The organism is Methanobacterium sp., assembly GCA_039666455.1.
In the GTDB taxonomy this organism is placed as follows: domain Archaea; phylum Methanobacteriota; class Methanobacteria; order Methanobacteriales; family Methanobacteriaceae; genus Methanobacterium_D.
This window is the reverse complement of record JAVSLW010000037.1, coordinates 32,793-48,509: the sequence shown is the minus strand read 5'-3', so window position 1 is coordinate 48,509 and position 15,717 is coordinate 32,793. Positions and strand designations below refer to the sequence as shown.

Here is a 15,717-nt window from a genome sequence, read left to right as displayed (position 1 = left end):
GCGGTTCTTGCGGGTACTGATGAAAATGGAACCACCATGTACGGTTTAATACAGGCAGCCAAATCCAAAGGTTTAAATGCTAAAGGTATGAAACTATCAATAAATGATCTTAAAAAGAACAGTATAGTCTTTTTAACAATCAATGAGAACAGTCATTACAGTGTAATCAGAGAAATAACCAATGAAAGCGTTTTTATCGCTGATCCAAGCCTTGGGAACATTGCAATGACTTTGGAAGAATTTAATAATGCTTACAGTGGTTATGCGCTTGTTATAAGTGATCCTAATATAAGTGGAGCTAATGAAACTACAAATACAGAAATAAACTCAACTGATAATACCTTAACAGATGGAGAACTATTAAATATCAGGGGATTGTATCGTTATGAATGGGTTGATGGCTACTGGAGCTGGAAGCCAGGTTATTTTTCATGGGTTCCTGGAAAATGGGTATGGAGACCCGGTTACTGGTACTGGAAACAGGGGTACTGGAGCTGGGTTCCTGGTCACTGGGCAAAATGGTGGATATTCTGGTACTGGGTCCCTGGCCACTGGAAATGGAACCCTGGCCACTGGGCTTATTACCCCGGTCATTGGAAATGGAACCATGGCTACTGGAAATGGAATCCTGGGCACTGGGTCTGGAATCCTGGCTACTGGAAAAAAGTATATGATTTTAACTTGGAAAAGGCAGTTGGTGTTGCCGGTTCTACTATATCTATAGTATCTGGAGTTAAAATAATAACTGGTGCTGTTGTAGCTGCACCTAAAACAGGAGGCATATCTTTAGTTGCTATTGGTTGGGGTTGTACTAATATTGGTTTAGGTGTTGCTGGTTTCCACTATGTAGCAGATGATCCCTGGTTCATATGAAAAAATAATATATTTTTATTTTTTGGCACAAAGCAATGAGGTTTTAGTAATGAAATTAGAGAAAAAAAAGATTTTTCCAAGTTTAACCGGTATAATTGGTATATTAGGCATTTACTTAATTTCAGGACATCCTTTGTGTATATTTGCTATTATTGTGGGGTTGTCTTATGTTATAATTAATATATTTCTGGCCAATGATTATAATAATAAAATTTTTTATATGGTTTTTTTAGGTATAATTGCCTTTCAAGGATTAATATTGGCATATATTTATTTATTTAGAACGATATATGCACAATTTCCAATGTTCTACCCGCTTTTTGGTTTAGCAATTGGGATTTTTATATTCCATATACTTTATTTTGTCTATTATTATCCTCATAAACCTGGGGACCCCAAAATCCGGATTAATTAAGCTAAAAAATTTAAAGCTTTGAATTAATGCAACTTAACTTACCACGTTAATTGCAGATTTTTAAAAGATATGAGGCTGTCCCCTAATTAATTTTCACACCAAATCAGACACCCTATTTTATAAGATACAAAAATATATTAATTAGATAATGAAAATAGACCCACGATATGTAGTATTAGGATTTTTAATTTTGTTTGTATGGTCTCTAGGACGTTTTTTAATTTATAGAAATCCTTTAGATTTATTCAGTGTTTCAGTTTACATGATAATTATCCTTTTTATAGGTATTAGAGATCATTATAATATTTTTTATTCTGCTTTCTTGGGCACAATAATCTTTCAGGGGTTAATATTAGCATATTTCTATACTTATTTAGATTTGCCTCTTCAAGAAAAAATAACCTATGCAGGATTTTTTGCTGGATTTATACTTATTTTTGTCTATATGTTCATTAACAGGCGAAAATACCTTAAAAGAACCAGTTTAAAGAATTAGAAACATATATTTGCTACAATTTAGTTTAGGTTATATGTTTTGCAAGCATCTTTTTTTGAATCTCTTAACTTAATGATAGATCCTTGGAGATACATTTATCTCAATTTCCTTTTCTAAAATATCCAGTATTTTGCCTCTGATTTTTAAAAAATCTTTACCTACTCTATTTCTCATCCTTTCAATGTCAATTTCAAACACTTTTATTATTTTACCGGGTCTTGCACTCATAACCACTACCCTGTCTCCCAGAAAAACTGCTTCATCAACATTGTGGGTTATAAAAACAATTGTTTTTCTGGTTTCTTTCCAGATCTTTAAAAGTTCTCTCTGGAGAAGGTTCCTTGTTTGAATATCAAGGGCTGCAAAGGGCTCGTCCATCAAAAGAACTTCTGGATCGTTTGCTAAAGCTCTTACTATTGCAACTCTCTGTTTCATCCCTCCAGATAGCTCATAAGGAGAACAATCTTTGAATCCCTCAAGTCCAACAAGCTTTAAATATTCCTCTGCAATTTCATATCTTTTATCTTCAGAAAGCCCCTTCATCTCCAACCCAAAGGCAACGTTTTCAATCACACTTCTCCATGGAAAAAGAGAATATTGCTGAAATACAAGTCCACGGTCATACCCTGGACCTTCTATAACTCTTCCATCTATGGATATTTCTCCTGTAGTTGGTTTATCTAAGCCGGCGATTATTCGAAGCAGTGTGGTCTTTCCACAACCAGACGGCCCAACAATACAAAGAAACTCACCTTCTTCCACCTCTAAGTTAATAGTATCAAGGGCTTTGATGGCCTTTTCTTTACTTACAAATCTTTTTGAAACATTTTTTATGGTTATCTTAGACATATTTTCCTCTCCATAAAATGTATCGATCCTCTGCTTTTTTGAAGAGGAGGTTAATTACAAATCCTATTACTCCGATTGTAAGCATGCCTACAATGACGTCTCCGGTGTCAATAAGGCGCATAGCTTTCATGATAAGATAACCTAAACCAGACTTTGCAGCTATCATTTCGGCAGCTATAGAACTCATAAATCCAATTCCAATTCCAATCCTCAAGCCGGTGAATATGCCGGGTAATGATGCAGGTAATACTACATTACTTAAAAGCTGACGTTCACTGGCTCCAAGAGTATATGCGGCCTCTATAAATACCTTTTCAACTCCCTTCACACCATCTATTGTGTTGAGCAGTATAGGAAAAAATGCGCCGATGAATATGATAAAAACTTCTGATTGAAGCCCCAATCCAAACCAGAGCAGAGCAAAGGGTATCCATGCAAGAGGAGGTATGGGACGTAAAATTTGAATTACAGAATTTAAAAGAGTTTCAATTTCCTTTGACCATCCTATTCCAATTCCTATAGGTATTGCAACTGCAGCAGCTATGAGAAAACCAACTATGATTCTTATTATTGTGCTAACCATGTCAATAAACAGTTCACCACTTACAAGAAGCTCAAAAAATGATGTTAAGACCTCATATGGTGTTGGAAGGATGTAAGAAGGTACAAAATTCAGGAAAGTTAAAAATGACCATAGTATTATTATAGTAACTGGTACAGCAAGTGATATTATGACTTTTCTCAAGCATCCTCCTCCAAAAACTAAATAAAAAAATGGGTTGTTGATCAACCCTTCATAATCTTCTTAATAGGTTGATCAATCTTTGAATGAAGGCCCTCATAAAGGTTTCTTATTATGGGGTTGGAAGATACCCCAAATCGAAGATGTTTTCTTTTGTATGCTCATTTTTTACGTATCCAAGCTGCCTTTGGATTTGAACAAACTTCAGCACATTCTCTATAAACTCATCTGTTGGTATGGCCTCGAATTTCATGCGCTTTAGCGCTTCTTTTTCAACATTTACATCTGTTCCAAGTTTTTCAGATTGGATAGTAGCTGCTTCGTCCTTGTGGGTATTTACGTAATCTGTTGCCTCAGCATGGACTTTCAAGAATTTTTTTAAGGCATCAGGGCTGTTTTTTTTGAAATCATCTGTTGCAATTACAACACAGCAGGGATGATCTTTCCAGATTTCTCCAGAGTACATCAACACATCACCATGTCCTTCAAGTTTAGCTGTCGATACATAGGGCTCCCATGCAATGAAACCATCGATCTCTCCTGCCTGTAGGGCTTTTGGCATGAGGGGCACTTCTAATTCTATTATGTTAACCTCCTCAGGACTAATATTGTTTTTTGCTAATGCGTCTTTTAGAAGGACATCCTGTATACTTCCAAGCATGGGTATGGCTATGGTCTTTCCTCTAAGATCTTCTATGTTCTTTATATTGGTGTTTTTCCCAACCACAATTCCAGAACCTTCTGATTGTGCAGAGGCAACTATTTTTACAGGTATTTTTCTGTCTATTGCCATGATTGCAGGTGGCACCCCAACATATCCAATATCTATCGCACCGGTTCCTGCTGCTTTAACAAGTTCTGGACCGGCCTTAAATTCAACCATCTCAATTTTTATACCCTCTCTATCAAACATGCCCTTTTTCTCTGCCACAAACAGGGCAGCATGATGATCACTTGGCAGATGTCCAATAACGATTGTTTCTTTTGGAGCTGTATAATAGCTATAGGCTCCATATCCTATTGCTGCTGCAATGAGCAAAACTAAAATCAAAGCTAACTTTTTTTTCATAAAAATCCTCCTATCTATAAATTACAAGTTTATCACTTTTTGAATGAACCATTATCCATCAATTCAGTTATATTTTCGTGATTTCATTCGTTAATTCAGATATATTCTGTGTTTTATTTTTTTATCCTTTTTCCAATTATATAACGATTGTTATGCTTTTATATATATTTAATCCCCTCCACAGATCACCACCCAACAAGCTTCTGTAGTTTCTCCTTTGAATTAAACCCAGATGTAACGATCCCTACTAAAGGTACACGTATGCCAACGAATTTTGTAACAGATTTCATTGCATGTCAATGTAATTTACCTATCATCTGAAATGTATATTTGTTATCCCTTAAAATTCTCAGAATTTAATTCAAATTTATTAAAAGCACTTAAAGCATGTTTTTCTGCTTTATCATAGCTTTCAAAATAAAAAAGATGAGAATCACATTTACAATCTGAACAGCCGAATTTGTCAAGCGAAATTCCCTTTTTTGAAATTTCATCTGCAACTACACATTCCCATTTATCAGGACTTTGCTCAAGTACAACACCTTTTATAGATGCATTTGGGGAATTTAAAAGGTAATCCACATGCCAGAATAACTTTTTTTCAGATTTTAAGTGCCTTTTAATCCTTGCATCGATAGAATTTAGTGCTGATCCTACGTAAATATAATAACCCCTCTGAAAGTTTAATCTGCCAAGTTTTCCTACAGAAATTACTGAATCTTTTTTTAATTCTATGATAAGACAGTATGTTGCCATAATAATTAATACTGCTAATTTATATATACCTTTAAACTGTAATTAATGAAACATTAAATTCTGCTCAGTTAATTATTCTCTGGGAGCGTAAAAAATTCTGTTAAGTCCTTAATTCCATGATTTTAAAGTTTCGTTAATTATAAGAATAAATTTAAATGATAGTTGTGCCTTTAGTATAAACAACAATTAATAAGAGGATTTAAATGAAAGGAATAGTACTTGCAGGAGGATCCGGTACAAGACTCTACCCGATTACAAAAGCTGTTTCAAAACAGTTGCTCCCCATTTATGATAAACCAATGATATATTATCCTTTATCAGTTCTAATGCTTGCAGGAATAAGGGAAATATTAATTATTTCAACTCCAAGAGATTTACCCTCATATGAAGAACTGCTTGGAGACGGAAGTGATTTAGGGGTTAAATTTTCGTATGCTGTTCAGGATACGCCAAGAGGACTGGCTGATGCTTTTATTGTGGGAGAAGAGTTCATTGGGGATGATAATGTAGCTTTAGTACTTGGAGATAATGTATTCCATGGTCACAGGTTCAGTGAAATATTAAAAAGGGCTGCATCACTAAAAGAAGGTGCTGTTATTTTTGGATACTTTGTTAAAGATCCAGAAGCCTTTGGAGTGGTGGAATTTGACAGTGAAGGCAACGTACTCTCACTTGAGGAAAAACCAGAGCACCCCAAATCAAATTATGTTATTCCAGGGCTTTATTTTTATGATAATAAGGTGATTGAAATAGCTAAAAATGTAAAGCCATCAAATCGGGGTGAAATTGAAATTACATCTATAAATGAAGCTTATTTAAAGGAAAAAAAGCTGAAAGTGGAATTGCTGGGTCGAGGGATGGCGTGGCTTGATACAGGAACTCATATCGGGCTTTTAGAAGCCAGTAATTTTGTTGAGGCCATACAGAAACGACAGGGCTTTTATATAGCATGTTTAGAGGAAATTGCATATAATAACGGCTGGATAGATGCTAAAAGTGTTTTAAAATTAGCAAGAAGCCTTGAAAAAACTGATTACAGTAAATATCTTACTGATCTTATTCAAAACGATGATTATTGCAAATTTGCAGTTAAATTGTAGAGGAGAATCTTTATGGGCAAATTCAAATTCATGGAAACATCAATTGAAGGGGTTTATATCATAGAACCTACTGTATTTGGGGATGAGCGCGGTTATTTTATGGAAACATACCATAAAGAAGAATTTAAAAAAGCAGGGCTTGATTTTAGTTTTGTTCAGGATAATCAATCTAAATCTAAAAAAGGGGTTTTAAGAGGGCTTCATTTTCAATACACAAAGCCTCAGGGTAAATTAGTCAGAGTTATTAAAGGGAAAGTCTTTGATGTGGCAGTGGATTTAAGGAAGGATTCACCCACCTATGGAAAATGGGAAGGAGTAATTCTTTCAAAGGAAAATAAAAAACAGTTTTATGTGCCTGAAGGATTCGCCCACGGCTTTTTAGTACTATCTGATGAAGCTGAGTTTATCTATAAATGCACAGACTTTTATGATAGTGAAGATGAAGGCGGAATTCTCTGGAGCGATCCAGATATTGGTATCAAATGGCCTGTTGATGACATTAACAGAGTTATCTTATCAGAAAAAGACAGAAAGTGGAAGACGCTTAAAGAAACCGAAACATGCTTTTAAAATTCAGATTTAACTTAGAGGGAAAATAATGGTAAAAATATTAATTACTGGAGGAGCAGGATTTATAGGAAGCAATTTTGTAAGGTATATGCTGGATAAATACCCTGATTATGAAATTGTAAATTTAGATGCTCTCACTTATTGTGGAAATCTTGAAAATTTGAGGGAAATAGAAGATAATCCAAATTACACATTTATTAAAGGAAATATAACTCATAAAGAATTGATTTATAAAACTGCATCAGATATTGATTATATTATAAATTTTGCTGCAGAATCACATGTAGATCGAAGCATTGAAGATCCAGAAATATTTATTAAATCAAACATTCTTGGAACACAGGTTCTTTTAGAAGCAGCAAAAAAATATAATATTAAAAAGTTTTTACAGATTTCTACTGACGAAGTTTATGGTTCACTTGGTAAAACTGGTTATTTTAGAGAAGATACTCCATTAGCTCCTAATAGTCCCTATTCTGCAAGTAAAGCTGGGGCTGATTTAATGGTCAGGGCATACCATAAAACTTTTAATTTACCGGTGAATATTACCCGATGCTCCAATAACTATGGCCCATATCAATTTCCAGAAAAGCTAATTCCTTTAATGATATCAAACGCCCTTGAAAATAAGCTGCTTCCAGTGTATGGTGATGGGATGAACGTAAGGGACTGGCTACACGTCTATGATCACTGCACTGCCATAGATCTGGTTCTTCAAAAGGGGAAAATAGGGGAAATTTATAATATTGGTGGAAATAATGAAAAATCCAATATTGAGATTGTAAAATTGATTCTTAAGTATTTAGGAAAGGATGAATCTCTTATTAAATACGTTGAAGACCGGCCAGGACATGATAGGAGATATGCCATAGATTCCACCAAAATACAAAAAGAGCTTGGATGGAAAGCAGAGTACACATTTGAAACTGGTATATCTAAAACCATTGAATGGTACCTGGATAATAGAAAATGGTGGGAACGGATAAAAAGCGGAGAATACACAGAATATTATGAGAAGATGTATGGTAACAGATAAGAATAATTTTTGAGGAGATAAGATTGGAATATGTTTTTCATGCTAAAGGACATCCTAATGTCACATCCACCCATAAATCTACACTTGAAGTAACAATGGATAAAGAAATTGGAATAAAAGCTGACTGCATTATAGGAGTTTCTTCCAAGGTTAAGCTTGAAGATTTTCCGCCAGAGCTTCTTGAAGCAGTGAAAAATGAAAATAATGTTATTAAAGTTCAGCTTGAAACAGATAATGCTTTTGATGAAATTACAGGGTATGGACATCCTGAATTAACACTGGATCATCCCACAGATATGGTCTGCAGAAAAAGTGAGTTTAAATGCAGCCGTACTTTGATGATAAAGTCAGATAAGGCAGCAGTTGATCTTAAAAAAGAACTTATCGATGATTTAAAAGAGGGGAAAGAATTGAAAGTTAAAATAATTGTTGAATGAATGTAATAATTCAAAGTAATAAATAGGTGATTTCATGAGTTTAGATGGAGCATTAATAGGAGCTGTAGTTGGAGCATTTTTAGCTGTATTTTTAACTAAAATATTTAACAGGTGAGAATTTGGATTCTGTTTATGAAAAAGTAAAGTCATTCATTGAGGATAACGGCGATCACTATTACCTGTGCGAAATAGAGGATATACTTGGCATTGATGAAGAAACACTCTTAGAAATATTGAAAGAGCTGAAAAAGGATAATATAATAACTGAAGATCATTTTTTTGAAACAGGATGTTTAAATAACAGAATATGCTCTGATTGCTTTGAACCAATGGAACATGAAGATACAGAGCTTGAAGAAAACCCTGATGGAGATATTCGATATAAACACATTTATAGATGTCATAAATGTTTTAAAAATGAATATTATTAGGCTAATTTTAATTTTATGTAGCTTTTTAGATTTTTAAACATAAATAACCTTTAAAAATGATATTTTTATAGAGGTTTAAATTAATAATGAATAGATTATAATCTGGATTCGACTTTTCTAAAAAAGGGGGAGTGCAGGGAACGGGATTCGAACCCGCGAAGGGACTCACCCACTAGGCCCTCAACCTAGCGCCTTTGACCGCTCGACCATCCCTGCTGTTTAATATTGAGTTAACAATAGAACATACCATACTTTTTCTGTCTGCATATTTAAATGTTTTCATTTAATGCACACGGTTTTCACACTTAAAATTAAAAATTGAATACAAATAATTCTATAAAATTAAATTTAACTTTAGATTAATCTTCTTTTTTCATGGGTTGTTGACAGCAAATTATTGCACATTCATCACAGCCACATGGTTCTTCAACGATTACTATCATTCCACATTCTTCGCATTTGTATCTTTCACCTTTCTCACACGCCATTTTACCACCATAATAATTTCAATTAAAATAATATTTTGTAGGTTACATCATATTAAATTAATCATTACAAATAAAAAAAGTATATTAAAGTGATTTTTTGAAAGCTATAAAAGAAGTTGATGATGGAATTTTAGTTGATATTGAAGTTTCTACCAGGTCAAATAAATTTGAAATAACCGGATATGATGAGTGGAGAGATAGAATCGAAATAAGAATAAAATCTCCACCACTTAGAGGGAAGGCAAACAAAGAAATAATCAATGAATTTGAAAAACTTACAAAAAAGGATGTAAAGATAATTTCAGGTATTAAAAGTCAGCGAAAAACCCTTAAAATTTTTAATATTTCCAGATCAGAGTTTTTAGAATATTTAAGCGATTCACTTTCAATTTCACGATAATGATTGTTAACTGCAAAAATTTCAAATTCCAATAGTAAAAATGTATTTATTCTATTAAAATAACATTTTAGTAATTCAGGATGATAAAATGGAAGGAGAAAGTAATTCTAAAAAACTTATATTTGTTACAGGTGGAAGCGGCTTACTTGGAAGTAAATTTAATAAAGATTCTTTTGAAAAATATGATGTAATTAAAACTTTTAACAGGAATCCTGAAAATAATTGCATTTCATTAGATATCACTGACCATAGTGACGTTTTAGCTAAAATTGAATCAATTAATCCAGATCTGGTTATTCATTCAGCTGCACTTACAAACGTGGATTACTGTGAAGACCATCAAAATGAAGCATATGAAATAAACGTGAAAGGAACAGAAAATATCGTTAAAGCGTGCGAAAAAATTGATTGTAAGTTAATATACGTTTCCACGGATTTTGTTTTTGACGGAAAAAAAGGACTGTATGATGAAGATGATAAAACAAATCCTCTGGGCTATTATGCTTTAACCAAACTTCAAGGAGAAGAAGCTGTCCAAAATTCCAGGCTGAATTATGCTATAGCTCGGGTAAGTGTTTTGTATGGGTGGCACAGGCGGCCAAACTTTGTAACATGGGTTATTAATGAGCTGAAATCAAAAAATGAAATAAACGTGGTTACAGATCAGTATAACTCCCCCACATTTGCAGATAATGCTGCAGAGGCTATGATTAAGATATTTGAAAAAGATAGAAAAGGAATATACCACATTGCAGGTGATGAGAGGATCAGCAGGTTTAATTTTGCAAAAAACATTGCAGAAGTCTTCGATCTTGATAAAAATCTTATAAATCCAATAGAAAGCAGCGAATTTGTTCAAAAAGCTAAAAGGCCAAAGGATTCTTCGTTATCTGTTGAAAAAGCTAAGAAAGACCTTAAAATGAAAATGTTAAATACTCTTGAAGGACTTAAAGAAATGAAAAAAGTGCAAGAATAAAAGATTCATCAAAGATACATTTCTGGAAAAAATCGCATTCACCTTTTTAATCATGTAAAACTTCAGTTTTGCAGGTTTTAATATTATTTTTAAACGGTTGATGAAATGTATAAAAACAGTTTTTGAATAAGGGATATTTTTTAAATGTGGATTTAAGTTTAATTATTGCATTAATTATATTTACACTATCTGGATTTTTTTTACTCCCATATTACCAATATCAGATTAATCCTGAGGATATTGTTTATATAAATATTGCTAAAGCCTATTTTAACGGAAATATAGCAACAAATGATAATGATAAAAAAACGCTTTATTTATCTTACTATTTAGGAACAAATTATTCAGGACAGACAAGAAAAGAAATAGATAGTACTAAATTACAGGAAGAATTAAAAAAATATGATATTGACTATTATATTGTCTGGGGTGATTCCAATAACCATGATTTTCTCCTGAAATATGAAGATATAACCGGAGGAAATGTAAAAGGTTTAAAAATATATTCTATGAAAGATAAAATAATATCTTAGTATTAAATTGATAAAGCAATTAAAAATTCAAAAAGGTTTATAAGGTATTTAGATGAATGTACATTATGCATAATCTTAAATTAAACTTTTAACATGTAATCTACAGGTGAAAATTTATGAAAGCGGTGATACCTGCTGCTGGACTTGGTACAAGGTTTTTACCAGCCACAAAAGCACAACCAAAGGAAATGCTACCAGTTTTTAACAAACCAACAATACAGTACGTGGTAGAAGAAGCTGTATCTTCTGGAATTGACGATATTTTAATAATAACAGGAAAAGGGAAACGTTCTATAGAGGATCACTTTGATAGGGCTTTTGAACTGGAATATTTCCTTCAAAATTGTGGAAAAACTGATTATCTTAATGAAATAGAATCAATTTCAGAAATGGCAGATATTTACTATGTAAGACAGAAAAAACAAAAGGGGCTTGGAAATGCGATATCATATGCCAAAAAGCATATTGATGGCGAACCATTTGCCGTTCTGCTTGGTGATACCATAGCTCAGTCTGAAATTCCATGCACCAAACAGCTTATAGATGTTTATAACAGGTATGAATCCACAGTAATTGCCATAGAAGAAGTTCCTGATGAAAAAGTGGAAAGATATGGTATTATTAATGGTACAAAAATAGGTGATTCCCTCTATAAAATTGAAGATCTGGTAGAAAAACCTAAATTAGAAGATGCCCCATCGAATTTAGGAATTATAGGGAGATATTTACTGGCCCCAGAAATATTTGATTATATTAATGAAGTTCCGCCCGGTGTTGGTGGTGAAATACAGCTTACAGATGCTTTAAGACTTTTTGATGAAAGTTACGGCTGCATATTCAAAGGCAAAATCCACGATATTGGAAATACAGTGGACTGGCTTAAAAGTTCCATTGAAATTGCTCTTGAGCACAGTGATGTTAGGGATGAATTAATAGAATATCTGGCCAATATTTTGAAATAGACCAATTAAGTTATTTTTTTTAACCTATCTCCTTTTTTAGAATAAATATATAAGTTGTCAAATTGAAAAATAGATAAACCATTAAAAATAGTAAACAGTGATCTTATGATGATTTCAATTGTTATCCCTGCCTTAAACGAAGAAGGAATTGTTGGAAAGACTGTTAAATCAGTTCCAGTCGAAAAATTAAAAAAAAATGGACTTGATGTTGAAATAATTGTTGTAAATAACGCATCAACAGATAACACCGCCCAGGAAGCAGGTGAAGCAGGGGCAAGAGTGGTACTTGGAAAAAAAAGAGGATACGGAAACGCTTATTTAAAAGGATTCAGTGAAGCGAAAGGAGATATAGTTGTAATGGGTGATGCTGATGGCACATATCCTTTCCAAATGACATATGAATTCATTCAACCTATTTTAAAGGGGGAAGCTGATTTTGTAATGGGTTCCAGGCTTAAGGGAGATATAAAAAAGGGCGCTATGTCTGCTTTACATAGATATATTGGTAATCCATTTCTTACATGGCTATTAAATGTTCTATTTAAGGCAGGGATTTCTGACTCTCATTGTGGAATGAGAGCTATTAAAAAAGATACTCTTAACTCATTAGGCCTTAAGAGTCCTGGAATGGAGTTTGCTTCAGAAATGGTTATAGAAGCAGCCAGGAAAAACGTTAAAATTGCTGAAATTCCAATCAGTTATTATCCAAGAGAAGGTGAATCAAAACTCAGCTCTTTTTCAGACGGCTGGAGACATCTAAGATTCATGATGCTTTACAGGCCAACACCTTTCCTTTTAGTGCCCGGTATTGTAGTTCTGTTCATGGGGATAATATTTTTTATAGGGGTAATTTTACAACAGTATGGAATGCATTCTTTAATACTGGGCAGTCTGCTGTTTATAATTGGATATCAAATGCTTTTAGCATGGATTCAGTTTGGAGCATTTGGAGCAGTTTATGGAATTACAGAAACTTCTGGAACTATAAATAAGATTATGAACTATCATTCACTTGGAAGAGAATTGTTTTTGGGATTAATCTTTTTAGCTGCGGGAGTAATTGTAGGTCTTAAAGTTCTCTTTAGCTGGAGTGCTGTAGGATTTGGAAGTCTTTCACAGATCCAGTTTGTTGTAGTTGCATTGATATTTTCCATCCTTGGAATTCAGACAATTTTTTCAAGCATGTTCTTGAGCCTGCTGCTTTTAAATAGGGCTAATGATTCAAATTAATTTTGAGGTTCATGATGAAAATTGCCTTTATTTATGATGCTGTTTATCCATTTATAACTGGGGGAGCAGAAAAAAGGGTTTACGAACTTGCAAAAAGGCTTGCTCAAAAAGGGCATGATGTCCACTGGTATGGCATTGGCTGGTGGTGGCCTGAAGAGGGGCAAAAAGACATGGAACTGGATGGTATTAAACTCCATGGAGTCTGCAAACCCATGGACCTCTATAATGAAGAGCGTAGATCTATAAAAGAAGCCCTGTTATTTTCGCTGAAGCTGTTTCCAAGGTTAATGGGTGAAAGATATGACATAGTTGATTGCCAGGGATTTCCCTTTTTTTCATGCTTTACTGCAAAGATACATACTGTTTTTGGAAAGTCAAAACTGGTGATTACCTTACATGAAGTATGGAATGATTACTGGTATGAATATCTGGGAAAAGCAGGGATTTTGGGGAAACTGGTTGAAAAAATAATGGTTCACCTTTCAAATAATATCATATCTGTTTCCAAAAAAACTAAGAAGAATCTTAAAAAGATAAAAACATCTGAAAAATCTGTTGTAATTCCAAATGGGATTGATTTTGATTATATAAGTGGAATAATGCCTTCAACTGAAAAATCAGATGTAATATTTGCAGGAAGGTTAATTAAGGAAAAAAATGTCGATTTGTTAATCAGATCTGTATATTTAACAAAAGAAAAAATTCCAGATATTAAATGTTTGATTATTGGAGACGGTACAGAAAGGCTAAAGCTTGAAAAACTTGCAAACAAGTTGAACATCCAAAATAATGTAATTTTTAAAGGATTTATGGATGATTACCATGATTTAATTTCATATATGAAATCATCCAAAGTTTTCGTGCTTCCATCAACAAGAGAAGGCTTTGGAATTGTAGTAATTGAAGCTAATGCCTGCGGGTTGCCAGTTGTTGTTGTAAATCATAAGATGAATGCTGCATGTGACCTAATAGTAAATACTAAAAATGGATTTATAGCTGAATTATCTAAAGAGGATATTTCAGAGAAGATAATGAAATCCATGGAAAATAAAGGTAAAATGGAAAGTGAATGCATTGAAATGTCCAGAAAATACGATTGGAACAAAATTGTTGATTCCCTCGAGAAGATTTATAGGGATATACATGATTAATTTTCCCATAAAAACTTTCATAACAATTAATTATTAATTTTAAACATATTTACCAAAAGTGAGTGAAAATGAAGATTGTTCAAACACCTGTTAGATTTTATCCTTTTATTGGCGGTGTAGAAAATTATGTTTATTATTCTGCCAGGGAAATGGTTAAATTGGGACATCAAGTCACTGTTATTTGTGCTAATGAGCCATATACAAAAAAAGAGGAAATAATTGATGGTATTAAAGTAAAAAGACTCTTTTATTTTGGTAAAATTGCTAATACCAACATAACTCCGGGAATGCCCTTAACACTTTTAAAGGAGGAATTTGATATTATCCACACCCATATTCCAACCCCGTGGAGTGCTGATTGGAGCAATATAGTTTCAAAATTAAAAAAAAAGCCATTAGTAATTACTTATCACAATGATATTATTGGTGATGGCATTGCAAGTCATATAGCAAGTTTTTACAACTCTACAGCTTTAAAATCGCTTTTAAATAATGCAGATAGGATAATAATTACACAACTAAACTATCTACAGTCATCACCATATCTTGAAAAACATAAAGATAAAATAGATGTTATCCCAAATGGAGTTGATGTGGAAAAATTTAAACCAGTTGATGTGGATAAAAATAAAAATACAATATTTTTCCTGAGCCTTTTAGATGAATTTCATAAATATAAAGGTCTGGATTATCTTTTAAAAGCACTAAAACAGGTAAAAAAAGTAATTCCTGATGTAAAGTTGATAATTGGTGGAAAAGGAGTGCTTTTGGATTATTACAGCAATATGGCTAATGATATGGGTTTAAATGAAAACGTTGAATTCCATGGATTCATTCCAGATGAAAAAATTGCTGAATATTATAGTAGATCAAGTGTTTTTGTGCTGCCTTCAATCTCTTCAAAGCAGGAAGGTTTTGGTATTGTTGCTCTTGAGGCTCTGGCATGCGAAACACCAGTTATAAGTACAGAAATTGTTGGAGTAGCGTCTGATGTGAAAAAAAGTAAATCTGGAATAATTGTTCCACCGATGGATGTTGATGAACTTGCAGGCGCAATTATCAAAGTGTTAAATGATGAAAATGCTGCAAGCATGGGATTAAGAGGAAGAAAACTTGTAGAAGACAAATATACATGGTCAGGAATTGCTAAAATGACAGAAAAGGTTTATAAAGAATTACTGTAATAATATTATTTACGAATTG

The 15,717-nt window shown here is 33.3% G+C and carries 19 protein-coding genes and 1 tRNA gene; 14 read left to right on the top strand and 6 right to left on the bottom strand.

Features of this window, described 5'->3' with window-relative positions:
* A partial coding sequence (locus PQ963_09885; protein ID MEN4029968.1) for a cysteine peptidase family C39 domain-containing protein occupies positions 1-873 on the top strand: 873 nt, incomplete at its 5' end.
* Between the two features lie 49 nt (positions 874-922).
* Positions 923-1,288, top strand: a complete 366-nt coding sequence (locus tag PQ963_09880) for a hypothetical protein (protein MEN4029967.1) — start codon at positions 923-925, stop codon at positions 1,286-1,288.
* A 565-nt stretch (positions 1,289-1,853) separates the two neighbouring features.
* On the opposite strand, the gene PQ963_09875 is transcribed toward PQ963_09880, so the two are convergent.
* The 4 genes from PQ963_09875 to PQ963_09860 form a co-directional block, all read right to left on the bottom strand.
* Positions 1,854-2,633 (bottom strand): ABC transporter ATP-binding protein, encoded by a 780-nt coding sequence (locus PQ963_09875; protein ID MEN4029966.1) that lies wholly within the window; start codon positions 2,631-2,633, stop codon positions 1,854-1,856.
* Positions 2,626-3,378, bottom strand: a complete 753-nt coding sequence (locus PQ963_09870; protein MEN4029965.1) for an ABC transporter permease — start codon at positions 3,376-3,378, stop codon at positions 2,626-2,628. Before PQ963_09870 ends, PQ963_09875 begins: the two co-directional genes overlap by 8 nt.
* A gap of 109 nt (positions 3,379-3,487) precedes the next feature.
* A complete protein-coding gene (locus tag PQ963_09865; GenBank protein ID MEN4029964.1) occupies positions 3,488-4,444 on the bottom strand; it encodes an ABC transporter substrate-binding protein in 957 nt (318 codons plus the stop codon).
* A 333-nt stretch (positions 4,445-4,777) separates the two neighbouring features.
* The gene (locus PQ963_09860) at positions 4,778-5,200 is read right to left on the bottom strand and encodes a GIY-YIG nuclease family protein (GenBank protein ID MEN4029963.1); all 423 of its coding nucleotides are present in this window, start codon (positions 5,198-5,200) and stop codon (positions 4,778-4,780) included.
* A gap of 203 nt (positions 5,201-5,403) precedes the next feature.
* Between PQ963_09860 and rfbA the strand changes: the two genes are divergently transcribed.
* From rfbA to PQ963_09835, 5 genes are all read left to right on the top strand, one after another.
* Positions 5,404-6,300 carry a glucose-1-phosphate thymidylyltransferase RfbA gene (gene rfbA / locus PQ963_09855; GenBank protein MEN4029962.1) on the top strand — a complete coding sequence of 299 codons (897 nt, stop codon included), beginning with the start codon at positions 5,404-5,406 and terminating at the stop codon, positions 6,298-6,300.
* Positions 6,301-6,312: 12 nt separating this feature from the next.
* Positions 6,313-6,870, top strand: a complete 558-nt coding sequence (rfbC, locus tag PQ963_09850) for a dTDP-4-dehydrorhamnose 3,5-epimerase (GenBank protein MEN4029961.1) — start codon at positions 6,313-6,315, stop codon at positions 6,868-6,870.
* A gap of 28 nt (positions 6,871-6,898) precedes the next feature.
* A complete protein-coding gene (gene rfbB, locus PQ963_09845; protein ID MEN4029960.1) occupies positions 6,899-7,906 on the top strand; it encodes a dTDP-glucose 4,6-dehydratase in 1,008 nt (335 codons plus the stop codon).
* A gap of 23 nt (positions 7,907-7,929) precedes the next feature.
* Complete coding sequence (locus tag PQ963_09840) at positions 7,930-8,343, top strand: DUF371 domain-containing protein (GenBank protein MEN4029959.1); 414 nt, start codon at positions 7,930-7,932, stop codon at positions 8,341-8,343.
* Between the two features lie 119 nt (positions 8,344-8,462).
* Positions 8,463-8,774 (top strand): hypothetical protein, encoded by a 312-nt coding sequence (locus PQ963_09835; GenBank protein MEN4029958.1) that lies wholly within the window; start codon positions 8,463-8,465, stop codon positions 8,772-8,774.
* 132 nt (positions 8,775-8,906) lie between these two features.
* Here the strand turns inward: PQ963_09835 and PQ963_09830 are convergent.
* Both PQ963_09830 and PQ963_09825 read right to left on the bottom strand, forming a co-directional pair.
* A tRNA-Leu gene (locus PQ963_09830) sits at positions 8,907-8,990 on the bottom strand.
* Positions 8,991-9,133: 143 nt separating this feature from the next.
* Positions 9,134-9,262 (bottom strand): hypothetical protein, encoded by a 129-nt coding sequence (locus tag PQ963_09825; GenBank protein ID MEN4029957.1) that lies wholly within the window; start codon positions 9,260-9,262, stop codon positions 9,134-9,136.
* A 97-nt stretch (positions 9,263-9,359) separates the two neighbouring features.
* Here PQ963_09825 and PQ963_09820 point away from each other — a divergent pair, with 97 nt between their 5' ends.
* From PQ963_09820 to PQ963_09790, 7 genes are all read left to right on the top strand, one after another.
* Complete coding sequence (locus PQ963_09820) at positions 9,360-9,662, top strand: DUF167 family protein (protein ID MEN4029956.1); 303 nt, start codon at positions 9,360-9,362, stop codon at positions 9,660-9,662.
* Positions 9,663-9,750: 88 nt separating this feature from the next.
* Complete coding sequence (rfbD, locus tag PQ963_09815; protein ID MEN4029955.1) at positions 9,751-10,638, top strand: dTDP-4-dehydrorhamnose reductase; 888 nt, start codon at positions 9,751-9,753, stop codon at positions 10,636-10,638.
* Positions 10,639-10,760: 122 nt separating this feature from the next.
* Positions 10,761-11,171 carry a hypothetical protein gene (locus PQ963_09810; GenBank protein ID MEN4029954.1) on the top strand — a complete coding sequence of 137 codons (411 nt, stop codon included), beginning with the start codon at positions 10,761-10,763 and terminating at the stop codon, positions 11,169-11,171.
* 116 nt (positions 11,172-11,287) lie between these two features.
* Positions 11,288-12,133 (top strand): UTP--glucose-1-phosphate uridylyltransferase GalU, encoded by an 846-nt coding sequence (galU, locus tag PQ963_09805; GenBank protein MEN4029953.1) that lies wholly within the window; start codon positions 11,288-11,290, stop codon positions 12,131-12,133.
* Positions 12,134-12,238: 105 nt separating this feature from the next.
* Complete coding sequence (locus PQ963_09800) at positions 12,239-13,363, top strand: glycosyltransferase family 2 protein (GenBank protein MEN4029952.1); 1,125 nt, start codon at positions 12,239-12,241, stop codon at positions 13,361-13,363.
* 14 nt (positions 13,364-13,377) lie between these two features.
* A complete protein-coding gene (locus PQ963_09795) occupies positions 13,378-14,514 on the top strand; it encodes a glycosyltransferase family 4 protein (protein ID MEN4029951.1) in 1,137 nt (378 codons plus the stop codon).
* A gap of 68 nt (positions 14,515-14,582) precedes the next feature.
* Positions 14,583-15,698 (top strand): glycosyltransferase family 4 protein, encoded by a 1,116-nt coding sequence (locus PQ963_09790; GenBank protein ID MEN4029950.1) that lies wholly within the window; start codon positions 14,583-14,585, stop codon positions 15,696-15,698.
* Positions 15,699-15,717 lie beyond the last annotated feature (19 nt).

Coding starts and splice junctions, on each gene's coding strand:
- rfbC (MEN4029961.1), top strand. CDS start 6,313: ATGGGCAAATTCAAATTCATGGAAACATCAATTGAAGGGGTTTATATC.
- galU (MEN4029953.1), top strand. CDS start 11,288: ATGAAAGCGGTGATACCTGCTGCTGGACTTGGTACAAGGTTTTTACCA.
- rfbA (MEN4029962.1), top strand. CDS start 5,404: ATGAAAGGAATAGTACTTGCAGGAGGATCCGGTACAAGACTCTACCCG.
- PQ963_09825 (MEN4029957.1), bottom strand. CDS start 9,262: ATGGCGTGTGAGAAAGGTGAAAGATACAAATGCGAAGAATGTGGAATG.
- PQ963_09875 (MEN4029966.1), bottom strand. CDS start 2,633: ATGTCTAAGATAACCATAAAAAATGTTTCAAAAAGATTTGTAAGTAAA.
- PQ963_09790 (MEN4029950.1), top strand. CDS start 14,583: ATGAAGATTGTTCAAACACCTGTTAGATTTTATCCTTTTATTGGCGGT.
- PQ963_09795 (MEN4029951.1), top strand. CDS start 13,378: ATGAAAATTGCCTTTATTTATGATGCTGTTTATCCATTTATAACTGGG.
- rfbD (MEN4029955.1), top strand. CDS start 9,751: ATGGAAGGAGAAAGTAATTCTAAAAAACTTATATTTGTTACAGGTGGA.
- PQ963_09865 (MEN4029964.1), bottom strand. CDS start 4,444: ATGAAAAAAAAGTTAGCTTTGATTTTAGTTTTGCTCATTGCAGCAGCA.
- PQ963_09860 (MEN4029963.1), bottom strand. CDS start 5,200: ATGGCAACATACTGTCTTATCATAGAATTAAAAAAAGATTCAGTAATT.
- rfbB (MEN4029960.1), top strand. CDS start 6,899: ATGGTAAAAATATTAATTACTGGAGGAGCAGGATTTATAGGAAGCAAT.
- PQ963_09880 (MEN4029967.1), top strand. CDS start 923: ATGAAATTAGAGAAAAAAAAGATTTTTCCAAGTTTAACCGGTATAATT.
- PQ963_09800 (MEN4029952.1), top strand. CDS start 12,239: ATGATGATTTCAATTGTTATCCCTGCCTTAAACGAAGAAGGAATTGTT.